This is a genomic window from Nocardia sp. NPDC059229 (assembly GCF_042754165.1).
Taxonomy (GTDB): domain Bacteria; phylum Actinomycetota; class Actinomycetes; order Mycobacteriales; family Mycobacteriaceae; genus Nocardia.
In genome coordinates, this window is sequence record NZ_JBHZAK010000012.1 from 86,083 (window position 1) to 100,716 (window position 14,634).

At 69.2% G+C, this 14,634-nt stretch carries 12 protein-coding genes; 7 read left to right on the plus strand and 5 right to left on the minus strand.

What is annotated here, in order from left to right:
* Positions 1 to 62: 62 nt before the first annotated feature.
* Together ACFXHE_RS25950 and ACFXHE_RS25955 are read right to left on the minus strand one after the other, a co-directional pair.
* A complete protein-coding gene (locus tag ACFXHE_RS25950; RefSeq protein WP_379387013.1) occupies positions 63 to 1,346 on the minus strand; it encodes a hypothetical protein in 1,284 nt (427 codons plus the stop codon).
* Positions 1,343 to 1,672 carry a type VII secretion target gene (locus ACFXHE_RS25955; protein ID WP_379387015.1) on the minus strand — a complete coding sequence of 110 codons (330 nt, stop codon included), beginning with the start codon at positions 1,670 to 1,672 and terminating at the stop codon, positions 1,343 to 1,345. Before ACFXHE_RS25955 ends, ACFXHE_RS25950 begins: the two co-directional genes overlap by 4 nt.
* 137 nt (positions 1,673 to 1,809) lie before the next feature.
* On the opposite strand from ACFXHE_RS25955, the gene ACFXHE_RS25960 reads away from it, so the two are divergent.
* From ACFXHE_RS25960 to ACFXHE_RS25975, 4 genes are all read left to right on the plus strand, one after another.
* Complete coding sequence (locus tag ACFXHE_RS25960; protein WP_379387017.1) at positions 1,810 to 2,796, plus strand: NAD-dependent epimerase/dehydratase family protein; 987 nt, start codon at positions 1,810 to 1,812, stop codon at positions 2,794 to 2,796.
* A gap of 31 nt (positions 2,797 to 2,827) precedes the next feature.
* Positions 2,828 to 3,841: an Rv2578c family radical SAM protein gene (locus tag ACFXHE_RS25965; RefSeq protein WP_357008184.1), complete on the plus strand. Its 1,014-nt coding sequence runs from the start codon at positions 2,828 to 2,830 to the stop codon at positions 3,839 to 3,841.
* Between the two features lie 106 nt (positions 3,842 to 3,947).
* A complete protein-coding gene (locus ACFXHE_RS25970; RefSeq protein WP_379387018.1) occupies positions 3,948 to 5,987 on the plus strand; it encodes a 2-oxoacid:acceptor oxidoreductase subunit alpha in 2,040 nt (679 codons plus the stop codon).
* Positions 5,987 to 7,066, plus strand: coding sequence for a 2-oxoacid:ferredoxin oxidoreductase subunit beta (locus tag ACFXHE_RS25975; RefSeq protein ID WP_379387020.1), 1,080 nt, complete (start codon positions 5,987 to 5,989; stop codon positions 7,064 to 7,066). Before ACFXHE_RS25970 ends, ACFXHE_RS25975 begins: the two co-directional genes overlap by 1 nt.
* A 10-nt stretch (positions 7,067 to 7,076) precedes the next feature.
* On the opposite strand, the gene ACFXHE_RS25980 is transcribed toward ACFXHE_RS25975, so the two are convergent.
* Both ACFXHE_RS25980 and ACFXHE_RS25985 read right to left on the minus strand, forming a co-directional pair.
* Positions 7,077 to 7,622, minus strand: a complete 546-nt coding sequence (locus ACFXHE_RS25980; protein WP_379387022.1) for a hypothetical protein — start codon at positions 7,620 to 7,622, stop codon at positions 7,077 to 7,079.
* Positions 7,623 to 7,813: 191 nt separating this feature from the next.
* Positions 7,814 to 8,737, minus strand: coding sequence for a neutral zinc metallopeptidase (locus ACFXHE_RS25985; RefSeq protein WP_379387024.1), 924 nt, complete (start codon positions 8,735 to 8,737; stop codon positions 7,814 to 7,816).
* 120 nt (positions 8,738 to 8,857) lie between these two features.
* On the opposite strand from ACFXHE_RS25985, the gene aspS reads away from it, so the two are divergent.
* Positions 8,858 to 10,651, plus strand: a complete 1,794-nt coding sequence (gene aspS, locus ACFXHE_RS25990; RefSeq protein ID WP_379387026.1) for an aspartate--tRNA ligase — start codon at positions 8,858 to 8,860, stop codon at positions 10,649 to 10,651.
* 92 nt (positions 10,652 to 10,743) lie between these two features.
* On the opposite strand, the gene ACFXHE_RS25995 is transcribed toward aspS, so the two are convergent.
* Positions 10,744 to 11,799 (minus strand): hypothetical protein, encoded by a 1,056-nt coding sequence (locus ACFXHE_RS25995; protein WP_379387028.1) that lies wholly within the window; start codon positions 11,797 to 11,799, stop codon positions 10,744 to 10,746.
* 195 nt (positions 11,800 to 11,994) lie between these two features.
* On the opposite strand from ACFXHE_RS25995, the gene ACFXHE_RS26000 reads away from it, so the two are divergent.
* Positions 11,995 to 13,164: a phosphotransferase family protein gene (locus tag ACFXHE_RS26000; protein WP_379387029.1), complete on the plus strand. Its 1,170-nt coding sequence runs from the start codon at positions 11,995 to 11,997 to the stop codon at positions 13,162 to 13,164.
* Positions 13,165 to 13,183: 19 nt separating this feature from the next.
* Positions 13,184 to 14,593, plus strand: coding sequence for a replication-associated recombination protein A (locus ACFXHE_RS26005; RefSeq protein WP_379387031.1), 1,410 nt, complete (start codon positions 13,184 to 13,186; stop codon positions 14,591 to 14,593).
* Positions 14,594 to 14,634 lie beyond the last annotated feature (41 nt).

Genomic DNA, 14,634 nt, shown 5'->3' on the forward strand with positions numbered 1-14,634 from the left:
CGCGGCATTCTGCTGTCCGGAGACGACCGTGCCGCCACGAGAGCGGCTGTGCCGCACTCGGATCAGGCGGGATCGGTCTCGGCTGCGTCCGGGCTTTCTGCCGGCCCGCCGATGACGCCGGGGGCGAAGGTGCCCAGGTTGCCGGTGAGTTCGCTTTCGGCGGTGTGGCTTTGGTGCGGCTGCACGGTGCGGCCGTGTTCGGCATCGGCCGCACCGCCCTTGCCCGTGGCGGCGGGGGAGCTCATGAAGCCTGTACCGGCCGGGCCGCCGAGGCCGGTGATGCCGGCCGCGCCCGCGCCGAACGGATTTGCGGGGTTGGTGACCTTGCCACCGGGGATCGAGAACCCGGGGCCGCCGGGAGTTGACGGCAGGCCGCCGCCGAGGCCGCCACCACCGGCTCCGATCCCGCCGCCCCCTGCGGCAGTGGTGTCCGGGAGGCCACTGACCGGATCGGCCTTCCGCGGTGCGCCGGGGGTGCGGGTGGCTGCCTGCAGGCCGCTTTCGAACAGGCCCTCGGCCTGCTCCAGGATCGGCCGGCCGACATGCTGTGCCAGCGACTGCGCGACCTCGGCCGGGTTCGGACCGTCGCCCTGGCCGAGCAGCTGACCGATGATGCCGTGCACCTGCGCGGTGTAGACCGAGAGTTCGCCGTGCGTGGCGTTCACGACCGTGACCGCCTCGCCGAGATGCCGGGTGGCCGAGGCGATCAGCGTGGTCTGGCCGATCGGGGTCAGGATCAGCGGGGCCAGCGCCGTGGCCTCGGCGGCGAACGCCTCCCCGATGGCGGTGAGCTGGATATTGCCCCGCTGCACCACGGCCGCGGCCCGAGTGGTGATCGACGACAGGTCGAAGCCGCGCTGGGCGGTCCCCCGGCCGTGGTTCCCGGCCCGCCGGCCGGACTCCTGCGCACGCTGGGAAGCCTGGCCCTGCCACCGGGATTCGACGGTCCCGAGCGCGCCCCCGCCGATCTGGACCGCGGCCTCGATGACCTTCGACCCGGTGCTGAGCAGGGTCGCCGGATTCAGCCGGCTGAGGATGCCGGTGCCGAAGCTCCGCAGCAGGTCCAGGAACGGCTCGAACAGCGCGTCCAGTCCAGGAATCGCGGGAAGCGCCAGGCCCTTCATGAGATCGCCGACCGGATCGGCGGGCAGCGGCGGCAGCGCGGCCGCGGGATCGGCGGCGGCCCGGGCCGGCGCGGCCAAGGCGGCGTTGAGTGCGGCGGGCAGGGTGCCCAGCGGCAGATCCGGGAGCGGACCCGTGACGTTCACGCTGTCGGCTCCCCTCGCACTGGTGTCCGGATCCGCCGGGCGGAGGGCATCGATGACGCCGGAGTCGATCGGCCTCATGCCCGTTCGCCGATCTGCCCGGCGGCCGTGCCGAGGCCCCCGGCGAATTCGGCGTCGGTGGTGTCGTAGGTGGCGGCCGATCCGAAGGCAGCCCGGCCGAGGGCGCCGAAGCGGGCCGAGAGGGTGGCGATGTCGCGATCGTGCAGGAGTTCGGCGACCGCGAAGCCGGCCAGGAAGTCCGCGCCGATGAGTCCGAAGACCGGTGTCATGGCCGCGACGTGGGACACCGTGTCGAGGCCGCCCTGGGCGGCGATGTCGGCGGCGACGACGTCCTGTGCGGCGGCGAATGTACGCGCCGCACCGGTGTCGACCCAGAGATCGGCCATGGCAGTACCCCCTGATCGTCATGGACATGCGGATGGCGAATATATCCCGTCCATCGTCCAGACCGGCGTGGCGTGCGCGGCCACACCGCAACCACACCGTTGTTGCAAATTAGAACAAGTTCTATATTCTCGTCACCATGAAGGTCGCAGTCACCGGCGCTGCCGGGTTCCTTGGCACCAATTTGCTTCGCCTGCTTACCGATCGCGGTCACGAAGTGACTGCCATCGACCGGGTCGCGGGCGCGAGCCAGCCCGGTGTCACCTGGGTCAACGGTGACGTGCTGGACCCGGCATCCATGCGTGCCGCGCTGGACGGGGCCGAGGTGGTCTACCACCTGGTCGCGCTCATCACCCTGGCCCACAAGAACGACGTGGCCTGGCGGGTCAACACCGAGGGCGTGCGCATCGTCGCGGACGCCGCGCGCGAGGTCGGCGTGCGGCGGATGGTGCACACCAGCTCCATTCACGCGTTCAACCAGTACAGCTGCGGCGGCCGGATCGACGAGCGCTCGCCGCGGTCCATCGATCCCGAGCTGCCGGTGTACGACCGCTCCAAGTGGCAGGGCGAGATCGAGCTGCGCAAGATCATCGACAAGGGTCTGGACGCGGTGGTGTGCAACCCGACCGGTGTGTACGGCCCGATCGACAACACCGCCTCGCGCATCAACACCACGCTGTGGGACGCCGCGCGCGGCCGGGTGCCGGTCATGATCAGCGGCGGCTTCGACCTGGTCGACGTGCGCGACGTGGCCCAGGGCCTGGTCCTCGCGAGCGAGCGCGGCCGCACCGGTGAGAACTACCTGCTCGGCGGGCACTTCACCGACATGTTCCAGGCCACCCGGACCGCCGCCGAGGTCAACGGGAAGATGAAGCCCGCCTTCGCGATTCCGGCCAAGGTCATCAACGCGTGCATGCCGGTCATGGAGCCCGTCGCCCGTGCGCTGGGCAGTGACCGCATCTCCAAGGCGGCCATGGGCGCGCTGCTGTCGGCGCCGATCGTCGAGCACACCAAGGCCACCGAGGAACTCGGCTACCGGCCGCGGCCCGCCGAGCAGACCATTCGGGATCTGGTCGCCTTCTACAACGGACAGCCGATCGAGTCCGACACGCAGAAGATTGCTTGACAGTCGTTAGAACGCATGTTCGACTGGGGTGGTGCGTTGGCAAAGGCAAACCCTCGGCGCCGATGACGGCGCGCTCCCCGGGCTCGAACGTGCGGGTTTCGTACGCAGCGTACAGACGCCCGAGTTCGAGGGCATCACGTTTCACGAGGTGCTCTGCAAGAGTGCCCTGAACCGGGTGCCCGACAGCAATCTGCCCTTCAGCTGGACCATCAACCCCATGCGGGGCTGCTCGCATGCGTGCCGTTACTGCTTCGCCCGTGGCACGCACGAGTACCTCGACCTGGATGCGGGGGCCGATTTCGACTCCCAGATCGTGGTCAAGACCAATGTGGTCCCGGTGCTGCGGCGCGAACTGCACAAGCGGTCGTGGCGGCGAGAATCGGTTGCGCTGGGCACGAATACCGATCCCTATCAGCGCGCCGAGGGCCGCTACCGGCTCATGCCCGGCATCATCTCCGCGCTCGCCGACTCCGGCACCGGGTTCTCCATCCTCACCAAGGGCACGCTGCTGCGGCGGGATCTGCCGCTGCTGGTCCAGGCCGCCGGGCAGGTGCCGGTGCACCTCGCCGTCTCCATCGCCATTCTGGATCCGGAGCTGCACCGCGGCCTCGAGCCCGGCACGCCCTCGCCGCGGGCGCGGCTGGAACTGGTGCGCGCCCTGGCCGACGCCGGATTCGCGGTGAATGTCATGGTGGCGCCGGTCATTCCGTACCTCACCGACTCCCAGGCGCATCTCGACGCGCTCTTCGCCGCCATCGCCGAGGCCGGGGCCGCCGGTGTCACGGCGTTCCCCATGCATCTGCGCGGTTCCACACGCGGCTGGTTCCTCAATTGGCTGGCCGAAGCCCACCCGGCGCTGCTGCGGCGCTACCGGCAACTGTATGGTCGGGGTGCTTCGGTGACACCGGAGTATTCTGCGTGGCTACGCGGCCGAATCGAGCCGTTGCTGGAGAAACACCGTTTGAACCGTGATCGGCCGGCCGAACCCGAGGTCCGCGTCGCCGAATCGCACACGCCCGATCCGCAGCTGGCGTTGTTCGCCTGACGGCGGTTCTTTGATCGAAACCATTGCGCTTCACGGGTGTGTCGCGAATATTGCGGAGTAGTTTGGCGTTGGTACCTCACACCTGACGAGGAAGTGATGCACGCGCATGGTTTCGCAGCATGACGACCCTGCGGCGCTGCCGCACAAAGATACTGTGGCTCCGCTGCACAACAGCACTGTGAAAGCTCCGTCCGACGGCGGGGTAGTGGCGGCCGGAAACGGCCGCGCCACAGCCAAATTGGCGGTCGAGAAATTGGAAAGAGTCGTCATCCGCTTTGCGGGTGACTCCGGTGACGGTATGCAGCTCACCGGTGACCGTTTCACCCACGAGGCCGCCGCCTTCGGCAATGACCTTGCCACCCAACCGAACTTCCCCGCCGAGATCCGCGCGCCCCAGGGCACGCTGCCGGGCGTGTCGTCGTTCCAGATCCAGATCGCGGACTACGACATCCTCACCGCCGGGGACCAGCCCGACGTGTTGGTCGCTATGAATCCTGCTGCGCTGAAGGCGAATCTGGAGGATTTGGCCCGCGGGGCGACGGTGATCGTGAATACTGACGAATTCACCAAACGGAATCTGACCAAGGTCGGCTATGCCGGTGATCCGCTCACCGATGACACGCTGACCGATTTCGTGGTGCACCGGGTGCCCATGACATCGCTGACGCTCGGGGCAACCGAACCGACCGGTGTGGGCAAGAAAGATGGGCAGCGCGCGAAGAATATGTTCGCGCTCGGCTTGCTGTCGTGGATGTACGGGCGGCCCATCGGCGGCACCGAACAGTTCATGCGGGAGAAATTCGCGGCTACACCGGATGTCGCCGAAGCGAATATCCTCGCATTCCGGGCAGGCTGGAATTACGGCGAAACCACCGAGGCCTTCGCCACCACCTACGAGATAGCCCCCGCGACGCTGGCGCCCGGCACCTACCGGCAGATCACCGGCAATACCGCGCTCGCCTACGGCATCGTCACCGCCGGGCAGCTGTCCGGGCTGCCGGTTTTCCTGGGCACCTACCCGATCACCCCGGCCTCGGACATCCTGCACGAACTGAGCAAGCACAAGAACTTCGGCGTCACCACCTTCCAGGCCGAGGACGAGATCGCCGGCATCGGGGCGGCGCTGGGCGCCGCACTCGGCGGCGCGCTCGGGGTGACCAGCACGTCCGGGCCGGGGCTGGCGCTCAAGAGCGAGACCATCGGCCTGGCCGTCATGACCGAGCTGCCGCTGGTGATCATCGATGTGCAACGCGGCGGGCCCTCCACCGGCCTGCCCACCAAGACCGAACAGGCCGACCTGCTGCAGGCGCTCTACGGGCGCAACGGCGAGTCGCCGGTGGCCATCGTCGCGCCACGCTCACCGGCGGACTGCTTCGACGCCGCGGTCGACGCCGCCCGCATCGCGCTGACCTACCGCACGCCCGTGCTGCTGCTGTCCGACGGCGCCATCGCCAATGGTTCCGAGCCGTGGGCGATTCCGCAGGTCACCGAGCTGGCCCCGATCGATCCGGGCTTCGAACCCGCTGGCGCGGAGGGCGATTCGTTCCAGCCCTACGCGCGCGATCCGGAGACCCTGGCCCGGCCGCTGGCCGTGCCCGGCACCGTGGGCCGCGCCCACCGCATCGGCGGGCTCGAGAAGGCCGACGGCAGCGGCAACATCTCCTACGACCCGGCCAATCACGAGCTGATGGTGCGGATCCGGCAGGCCAAGATCGACGGCATCGCGGTGCCCGACCTCGAGGTGGACGATCCGGGGGACCGCGCCGAACTGCTGCTCATCGGCTGGGGCAGCTCCTACGGGCCGATCGGCGAGGCGTGCCGGCGGGCGCGGCGGCGCGGGGTGCCGGTGGCGCAGGCGCATCTGCGGAACCTGAACCCCTTCCCGCCCAACCTCGGTGAGGTGCTGCGCCGCTACCGCACCGTGGTCTGCCCGGAGATGAACGGCGGCCAGCTGGCCATGCTCCTGCGCGCCCGCTACCTGGTCGACGTGCAGCCGTGGACCAAGATCGCCGGCACCGCCTTCCAAGCACAGGAACTGGTCGGCGTCATCGACGCGGCCCTGGACGGTTCCATCGCGGAGATGGAACAGGCCAAGGCCTTCACCGCACGCGCGCGGGCGACCTACCGCACCCCAGGGGGCAACTGATGACCATTCTCGAAAACCCGCTCGTGGGCACCGATCTCGGCCTCACCGGACTGTCCGGCGTGCCGCGGGCCGACCGGCCGCAGAAGGCGAAGGACTTCACCTCCGATCAGGAGGTGCGCTGGTGCCCCGGATGCGGCGACTACGTCATCCTGGCCACCGTGCGCGGCTTCCTGGCCGATCTGGGTCTCGAACGCGAGAACCTCATGTTCGTGTCCGGCATCGGCTGCTCGAGCCGGTTCCCGTACTACCTGGAGGCGTACGGGATCCACTCCATCCACGGCCGCGCGCCGGCCATTGCCACGGGCATGGCGGTGACCCGGCCCGACCTGTCGGTCTGGGTGGTGACCGGTGACGGCGACGCGCTGTCCATCGGCGGCAATCACCTCATTCACGCGCTGCGCCGCAATGTGAACATGACGATCCTGTTGTTCAACAACCGGATCTACGGTCTCACCAAGGGCCAGTACTCACCGACCTCGGAGACCGGCAAGGTCACCAAGTCCACCCCGATGGGCTCGGTCGACCATCCGTTCAACACCCTGTCGGTGGCGCTGGGCGCCGAGGCCACCTTCGCCGCCCGCGCGCTGGACTCGGATCGGGCCGGGCTCACCGAGGTGTTGCGCGCCGCCGCCGAACACCGCGGCACCTCGTTCGTGGAGATCCTGCAGGACTGCCCGATCTTCAATGACGGCTCCTTCGACGCGCTGCGCCGGGAGAACGCCGAATCCCATCTGGTCCGGTTGCGGCATGGTGAGCCCATTCGGTTCGGCGCGGACGGTGAATTCGCCGTGGTCCGTGCAGGTTTCGGCCTGCGGGTGGCGCGCGCCGACAGTGTCGCCGAAGCCGAGATCGTGGTCCACGACGCCTATACCGACCACCCCGAATACGCCTACGCCCTGTCCCGCCTGTCCGACCAGGACCTCACCCACGTGGTGACCGGCATCTTCCGCAGCGTCTCCCGCCCCACCTACGACGACGGCGTCCGCGCCCAGCTGAACACCGCCGTCGAACGCAAACCGGTGAGCGAGAACTCGCTGCAGGAGCTGCTCACCGGCCGCGAAACCTGGACGGTCGGCTGAGCTTTCGCCGCTAGGCCGGAACGAAGGCGTTCAGCAAGCGCTGGAACAGATCGTCGAAGCGCTTGCGGGACGCCTTCTGGTCATCGTTGAGCCCGTCGCCGAGCTCGGGCGCGTACACGATCAGGTGCACGTCCTGATCCGGCGACTGCGGCATGTAGTCGATGATGGAGGTTCCCTTGTCGGCCTGTTCCGGTGTCCCCATGTCCACGGCCGCCAGCGCCTTCACCTCGGCCGCCGCGGCCCCGATGACATCGGCGGGCACGGACCCGGTCACCGGCTGCGCGCCGTCGTCGGCGCGCTTCACCGCCCGCCCGTCGGGCTGAATCTCCAGCGACGGATGCAGATCCGTCCGCGTCTGCCACCCCGCGGGCATGGCGGTCAGCGTGAACAGCGCCACGCCGGGTGCCGGTGCCGGGTCCGCCATCGCGAATACCCCTGTGCCCGTGAGCATCACCACGGTCAGAGTGGTCACCGCCCCCGCCCGCCACCCACGCCGCCGAGCCACCCGGCCGAGTGTCGCCTCGCCGAAAAGTCCTGCCGCCCTGGCTGTCCGCATCGCATTCCTCCGAATTCCCTTGCGGGCACCCACCCGCCGCCGCTGATTCTGCCGCCAACCGCACGCCGCACCCGCGCTGCCACGCCGACCCCACCCCGGATACCGCCCTCGCCCTGAGCGAAAATGGGTCGAGGGCCGGAAATGGCAAGGTCCCCAGCCTGTTCGAGGCTGGGGACCGTGGGGAGTTCGGGTCAGCGGAGAGCGGGCGGGTTGTTCAGGTCCTGGGCCGAATAGGTGTCGCAGGCCTTGACCTGGCCGGTCTTGTAGCCGGTCAGGAACCACTTCTGGCGTTCCTCCGACGAGCCGTGGGTCCAGGCTTCCGGGTTGACGCGGCCGGTGGCGGCCTTCTGGATGCGGTCGTCGCCGACGGCGGACGCGGCGGAGAGCGCGTCACGGATGTCGTTGTCGGTCAACGGCTTCAGGAAAGGGGTGTTGGAGCCGGGCGCGGGGAGCTTGTCGGCGTAGTTGGCCCAGACCCCGGCGTAGCAGTCGGCCTGGAGTTCGGTGCGGACCGCGCCGGAGGTGGCGCCCTGGGGGTCGCGCTGGGCGCGGTTGATGTCGCCGAGCAGGTTCTGGATGTGGTGGCCGAACTCGTGGGCGACCACGTACTCCTGGGCGAGCGGGCCGCCGCTGGAGCCGAAGCGGTCGACCAGTTCCTGGAAGAAGCTGGTGTCGAAGTAGGCGGTCTGATCGGCGGGGCAGTAGAACGGGCCGACCGCCGAGGAGGCACGGCCGCAGCCGGTGCCGACCGCGCCGGAGAAGAGGTTGAGCTTCGGGACCACGTACTTGCGGTTGGTCTGCTTCGGCAGTTCGGTGCCCCAGATCGCGTCGAGGCTCTGGGCGGTGAGGATGACGCGGCAGTCGACGTACTTGTTGGCGTCGGCGCCGGTCTTGCAGTGCGTGGGCAGGGTCGCGGTGCCCGGCTTGGCATTGCTGTCCGCGCCCGTGAACTGGCCGAGAATGCTGCCCGGGTCGCCGCCGAAGATCAGTGCCGCGATCACCGCGATGATGCCCAGCGCACCGCCGCCGAGAGCCAATCCACCGCCCATACCCGGTCCGCCACCGCCACCACTCGCCCGGTTCGGGTCGATTTGCAGGCCCTCGTTGAAGGTCATGGCTATCACTGTGACACGGGCGAGTCGATATCGGTTTCCACTCGCTGAACGTGTCTCTCTACGATGGGTCTGCACCTGGTCACACCTCACCGGTGCTTCGAGCCCGTCGAAAGGAATCCCGTGCTGCGCACCCACTTGGCTGGTTCGCTGCGAAGCGAGCACGCCGGTCAGACCGTCACCCTCACCGGCTGGGTGGCCCGGCGGCGAGACCACGGTGGCGTGATCTTCATCGATCTGCGCGATGCGTCGGGTGTTGCCCAGGCCGTCTTCCGCGAAGGCGAACCCGCGGCGGCCGCCCACAAGCTGCGCAACGAGTTCGTGGTGAAGGTCGTCGGCGTGGTCGAGAACCGCCCGGCCGGTAGCGAGAACCCGAACCTGCCGACCGGCGCCATCGAGGTCAACGTAACCGAGCTCGAGGTGCTCAACGAGGCCGCGCCGCTGCCGTTCCAGCTCGACGACGAGCCGGGCGAGGAAGCCCGCCTCAAGTACCGCTACCTGGACCTGCGCCGCGAAGGCCCGGCGCACACGATCCGCCTGCGCTCCAAGGTGAACGCCGCCGCCCGCGCCGTGCTGGCCAAGCACGCGTTCGTCGAGGTCGAGACCCCGACCATGACCCGCTCCACCCCCGAGGGCGCGCGCGACTTCCTGGTTCCGGCCCGCCTGCAGCCCGGCAAGTTCTACGCCCTGCCGCAGTCGCCGCAGCTGTTCAAGCAGCTGCTCATGGTCGGCGGCATCGAGCGCTACTACCAGATCGCGCGCTGCTACCGCGACGAGGACTTCCGCGCCGACCGCCAGCCCGAGTTCACCCAGCTCGACATCGAGATGAGCTTCGTCGAGCAGGAGGATGTCCTCCTGCTGGCCGAGGACGTCCTGGCCGCGCTGTGGCAGCTGGTCGGCTACGAGATCCCGACCCCGATCCCGCACATGACATACGCCGAGGCCATGCGCCGCTACGGCTCGGACAAGCCGGACCTGCGCTTCGAGGTCGAGATCACCGAGATGATGGAGTACTTCAAGGACACGCAGTTCCGCGTGTTCCAGGCTCCCTACGTCGGCGCGGTCGTCATGCCGGGCGGCGCGTCGCAGCCCCGCCGCCAGTTCGACGCCTGGCAGGAGTGGGCCAAGCAGCGCGGCGCCAAGGGCCTGGCCTACATCACCTTCAACGAGGACGGCACCCTCGGCGGCCCGGTCGCCAAGAACCTCACCGACGCCGAGCGCGAGGGTCTGGCCAAGCAGGTCGGCGCCGAGCCCGGCGACTGCGTGTTCTTCGCGGCCGGCGACATGAAGTCCAGCCGTGCGCTGCTGGGCGCGGCCCGCGGCGAGATCGCCCGCAAGTGCGGTCTCATCGACGAGAACGCCTGGGCCTTCGTGTGGATCGTGGACGCCCCGATGTTCGAGCCCACCGCCGACGCCACCGCGAGCGGCGATGTGGCCCTGGGCTATTCGGCCTGGACGGCCGTGCACCACGCCTTCACCTCGCCCAAGCCCGAGCACCTGGACACCTTCGACACCGATCCGGGCTCGGCGCTGGCCTACGCCTACGACATCGTCTGCAACGGCAACGAGATCGGCGGCGGCTCCATCCGTATCCACCGCCGGGACGTGCAGGAGCGGGTGTTCCAGGTGATGGGCATCGGCGAGGAGGAGGCCCAGGAGAAGTTCGGCTTCCTGCTCGACGCCTTCTCCTTCGGCGCTCCGCCCATGGGCGGCATCGCCTTCGGCTGGGACCGCATCACCGCGCTGCTGGCCGGTGTGGACTCGATCCGCGAGGTCATCGCCTTCCCGAAGTCGGGTGGCGGCGTCGACCCGCTCACCGACGCGCCCACCCCGATCACCCTGCAGCAGCGGCAGGAGGCGGGCCTCAACGCCAAGCTCGACGCGAACGGCAACCCGGTCAAGGACGACGCCAAGTAAGGGCGCAGCCGGACCGTCGAGAGCCCGCCGGTATCAGCGATACCGGCGGGCTCCGTCGTCGACAGCGGCTCGCGCGTGCGGGCGGATCGAGCTCAGACCACCAGCCCGTTGGTGAGCGAGCGGTAGGCGTAGGTGGTGGCGATGGCGGTGACCGGTCCGGCCACCAGCAGGCCCAATCCGCACAGCAGCGTGCCGATCACGGTCATGAGCAGCACCCCCAGCGCCAGCAGGGTCACCTGCAGGGCATTGGCGATCACCAGCCGCACGCTGGATTGGATTGCGGCGATCGGGTTCTGGTCCTGGTCGATCACGAAGTGCAGCGCGAACATGCACAGCACGCCCACGATGATCGCCGGGAACACGCACGCGATCGAGGCCACGAGGCACAGCGCGAACACGATGAGCGCGGTGATCAGCACATTCCCGGCATTCACGAAGCCGAAGAAGGCCGGGAAATCCGGTGGCGTCCCGTCGGTTTCGTACAGTGCGCCGCGGATCATGGCGGCCTGCAGCAGCCACACCACCAGCGCCGCCACCGCGAACAGCAGGACGACGGCCGACAGCGACTGCACGTCAACCATATTCACCAGCAAGGTGACCACCAGCCAGGCGATCATGCCGATCAGCACCATGCCCACCCAGGGAATGGGATTGAGCCGGAACCGATCCCACCCGTAGGTGAGGGCCGCGCCGACGTCGAGGGTCTCGCGCGGGGGTGTATAGCCCTGTTTCGGCGCCGGCCCGGCGGACGGGGCGCCGGCGGGCGGCAGCATCGCACCCGGCGGGAGTCCGCCCGGTGGAGGCGGATTCGCGCCGGGCGGCATGCCGGCCGGCGGCAACTGCTGTGGCTTGCCCGGGCCGTAGCCGGCCGACGGCTGCGGCGCGCCCGGCTGCGGGGTGAAGGCCGGCGGGGGTTCCACGGGCTCGCTGCCGTACTGTGCGGCGCCGGGGCCGTCGAATTGCGGGTACCCGGCGAGGCCGGGCAGCTGGTGGCGGCCGGGCACGGGGCCCGGCTCGGGCGTGCCGGAAACCGGTGCGGGCTCGGGGTTTTGGTGCTGCCCGGCGTGGGACGGATACTGCTCGCCGCCCCCTGCGACGGGACGGTCGCCGGAGGGCTCGTACGGTGCTGAGGGCGGCGTGCCAGTCATGGTCGCAAGCCTTTCACATTTCCCGGTTTACGGTGTGGCGCACAGCAAGTGACCATGAGACAACTAGAAGGTCCTGGTTGTGTCAAGCAACCAGCGCCGCGTGGGCAAACCCATCACAAAGACACGCCGTCCGACGCGCGAAAGGTTGCGCAACCGCTCGCTGAAAGTGACCTGACGGGAGTAACTTGGGTTCCGATGACCGCACTATTGGCCGAACGCGCCGCCGAAGTCGTGTCCGCGGCACAACAGTTGCTCACGAAGCGAATGGGTGCTCCGGTAAAGCTGAGCGATCCGCTGGAACTCAGCGGCAGTGGTAGGACGACGGTACTCCGTGTCCGCGTTGCAGAGAACGCCTTTTCGCTACCTCGCACACTGATTGTGAAGCAGGTAGCGGGTACGGCGACGCAGCGGCGCACCGGCGGCATGGCCCCCGGTGTCGCCAGCATCGACTCCGCATTCCTGCGCGAGGCGGTCTCCTACCAATTCACCACCGCCCTCGGCCGTGACCACCGGCCCGGCGCCTACCTGCTCGGCTACAGCCTGCCGGACCGCCTGCTCATACTCAGCGACCTCGGTGAGAACACCTCCCTGACCGCGGTCCTGAAGTCCGGCGTGGAGCCGAGCGGGCGCAATGCGCTCATGGCATTCGCTCAGGCACTGGGCCGCATGCACGCCGCGACCGTGGGCCGCGAGGCGGACTTCGTGGCGCTGCTGCGGCGCGTCGATGTGGTGCACCGTGTGGACGGCATTGCCCAGCAAGCCGAATCCGCGGTCGCCGAGGTGCCGATCATGTTGCAGCGCGAGCTGGGCATCGAGGTGCCGGGTGAGATCGCCGAGCGCATCGTGCGCGGCAACAGGCTCTTCTCCGCCGGCCGCTACCGCGCCTTCAGCCCCTCGGACCTGTGCCCCGACAATGTCATCCTCAATGACGAGGGCGCGCGGTTCCTGGACTACGAGTGGGGCGGCTTCCGCGACGCCACCCTCGACATCGCCTATGCTCTGGTCTCCTTCCCGGGCTGCCTGTGCGATTTCGAGCTGTCGCGCGAACGCGCCCGCCAGATGGTGGAGGCGTGGCGCTCCGAGGTGGTGGCGGTGTGGCCGGCCCTCGCCGATGACGAGGTGCTCGCCGAGCGCATCCTCGAGGCGCGGCTCATCTGGGTGTGGCTGTCCACCTACTGGTTCCTGCCCGCGGACCACGCCCGCATCGCCGCTGCCCGCGAGCACGGTCTGTCCATCCCGCGTTCGGCCGCCCTCATCAACCGCTGGGCCGCCCTCGCCGAGGACGCCCGCTGCACCGGCGACGACACCCTCGGCGACTTCGCCGAACACGTCTCGGCCACGCTGGAAGAGCACTGGGAGGAGTGATCCTCCGCGCTGTCCGGGGATGGCGTCGTGGTCGGCGAGTGTGTCGGAGCCGGTCGGTAGGGTCTGGGGCGTGAGTGATGGGCTGTTCGATGCGCCGGGGACGCAGGCCGTAGTCGACGACTTCGAGGCGGGAGCCGCGCGCATTCCCAGCGGGGACGACCGATTCGCGCCGCTGGCCGTGCGGATGCGACCGCGCACCCTGGACGAGGTGGTCGGGCAGCAGCATCTGCTCGGGCCCGGGTCGCCGCTGCGGCGGCTGATCGAAGGGTCCGGGGCGGCTTCGGTGCTGCTGTACGGACCGCCCGGGACGGGCAAGACCACCCTCGCCTCGCTGCTGTCGCAGGCCACCGGACGGCGGTTCGAAGCGCTGTCGGCGCTGTCGGCGGGCGTCAAGGAGGTGCGGGCGGTCATCGATCTGGCCCGCCGCCGCCTCACCGTGGGTGAACAGACCGTGCTGTTCATCGATGAGGTGCACCGGTTTTCGAAGACGCAGCAGGACGCGCTGCTGGCGGCGGTGGAGAACCGGATCGTGCTGCTGGTCGCGGCGACCACGGAGAATCCGTCGTTCTCGGTGGTGTCGCCGCTGCTGTCCCGCTCGCTGGTGCTGCAGCTGCAGTCCCTGTCGGAGGCCGACATTCGCACGGTGCTCACCCGGGCCATCGCCGACCCGCGCGGGCTGGCGGGGGAGTACACGGTCACGGATGCGGCGCTCGACCACATCGTGCGGATCGCGGGCGGTGACGCGCGGCGCTCGCTGACCGCGTTGGAGGCGTCGGCCGAATCCTCCCTGGACGGCACCGTCGACGTGGAGTTGGTCGAGGCCAGCGTCGACAAGGCGGCGGTGCGCTACGACCGCGCCGGCGACCAGCACTACGACGTCATCAGCGCCTTCATCAAATCCCTGCGCGGCTCCGATGTCGATGCCGCGCTGCACTACCTGGCCCGCATGATCAGCGCGGGCGAGGATCCGCGATTCATCGCCCGCCGCTTGATGATCCAGGCCAGCGAGGAGGTCGGCATGGCCGACCCCACCGCCCTGCAGACCGCGGTCGCGGCCGCCCAGGTCGTCCAGCTGGTCGGTATGCCGGAGGCCCAATTGGCGTTGACCCAGGCCACGATTCACATCGCCACCGCCCCGAAGTCGGGCGGGGTGGTCAAGGGCCTCGCGGCCGCCATGGCGGACGTGCGCGCGGGCAAGGCGGGCGCGGTGCCCGCCCACCTGCGCGACGGCCACTACGCCGGCGCCGCCGCGCTCGGCAATGCCCAGGGCTACAAGTACCCGCACGACCATCCGGACGGCGTTCTCGCCCAGCAATATCCACCGGACGAACTGGTCGGCGTCGACTATTACCGGCCGACCGATCACGGCTACGAACGTGAAGTCGGTCCTCGCGTCACCAAACTGCGCCGCATCGTCCGGGGTAAATAGCGCCGAGTGCGCCGATGCGGCACGCGCCGAATTGCAGCGAC

Bases quoted from the DNA above. Each gene is read 5' to 3' on its own strand.
- ACFXHE_RS25950 (WP_379387013.1), bottom strand. From the start codon at position 1,346: ATGAGGCCGATCGACTCCGGCGTCATCGATGCCCTCCGCCCGGCGGAT.
- ACFXHE_RS25955 (WP_379387015.1), bottom strand. From the start codon at position 1,672: ATGGCCGATCTCTGGGTCGACACCGGTGCGGCGCGTACATTCGCCGCC.
- ACFXHE_RS25960 (WP_379387017.1), top strand. From the start codon at position 1,810: ATGAAGGTCGCAGTCACCGGCGCTGCCGGGTTCCTTGGCACCAATTTG.
- ACFXHE_RS25970 (WP_379387018.1), top strand. From the start codon at position 3,948: ATGGTTTCGCAGCATGACGACCCTGCGGCGCTGCCGCACAAAGATACT.
- ACFXHE_RS25975 (WP_379387020.1), top strand. From the start codon at position 5,987: ATGACCATTCTCGAAAACCCGCTCGTGGGCACCGATCTCGGCCTCACC.
- ACFXHE_RS25980 (WP_379387022.1), bottom strand. From the start codon at position 7,622: ATGCGGACAGCCAGGGCGGCAGGACTTTTCGGCGAGGCGACACTCGGC.
- ACFXHE_RS25985 (WP_379387024.1), bottom strand. From the start codon at position 8,737: ATGACCTTCAACGAGGGCCTGCAAATCGACCCGAACCGGGCGAGTGGT.
- ACFXHE_RS25995 (WP_379387028.1), bottom strand. From the start codon at position 11,799: ATGACTGGCACGCCGCCCTCAGCACCGTACGAGCCCTCCGGCGACCGT.
- ACFXHE_RS26000 (WP_379387029.1), top strand. From the start codon at position 11,995: ATGACCGCACTATTGGCCGAACGCGCCGCCGAAGTCGTGTCCGCGGCA.
- ACFXHE_RS26005 (WP_379387031.1), top strand. From the start codon at position 13,184: ATGGCGTCGTGGTCGGCGAGTGTGTCGGAGCCGGTCGGTAGGGTCTGG.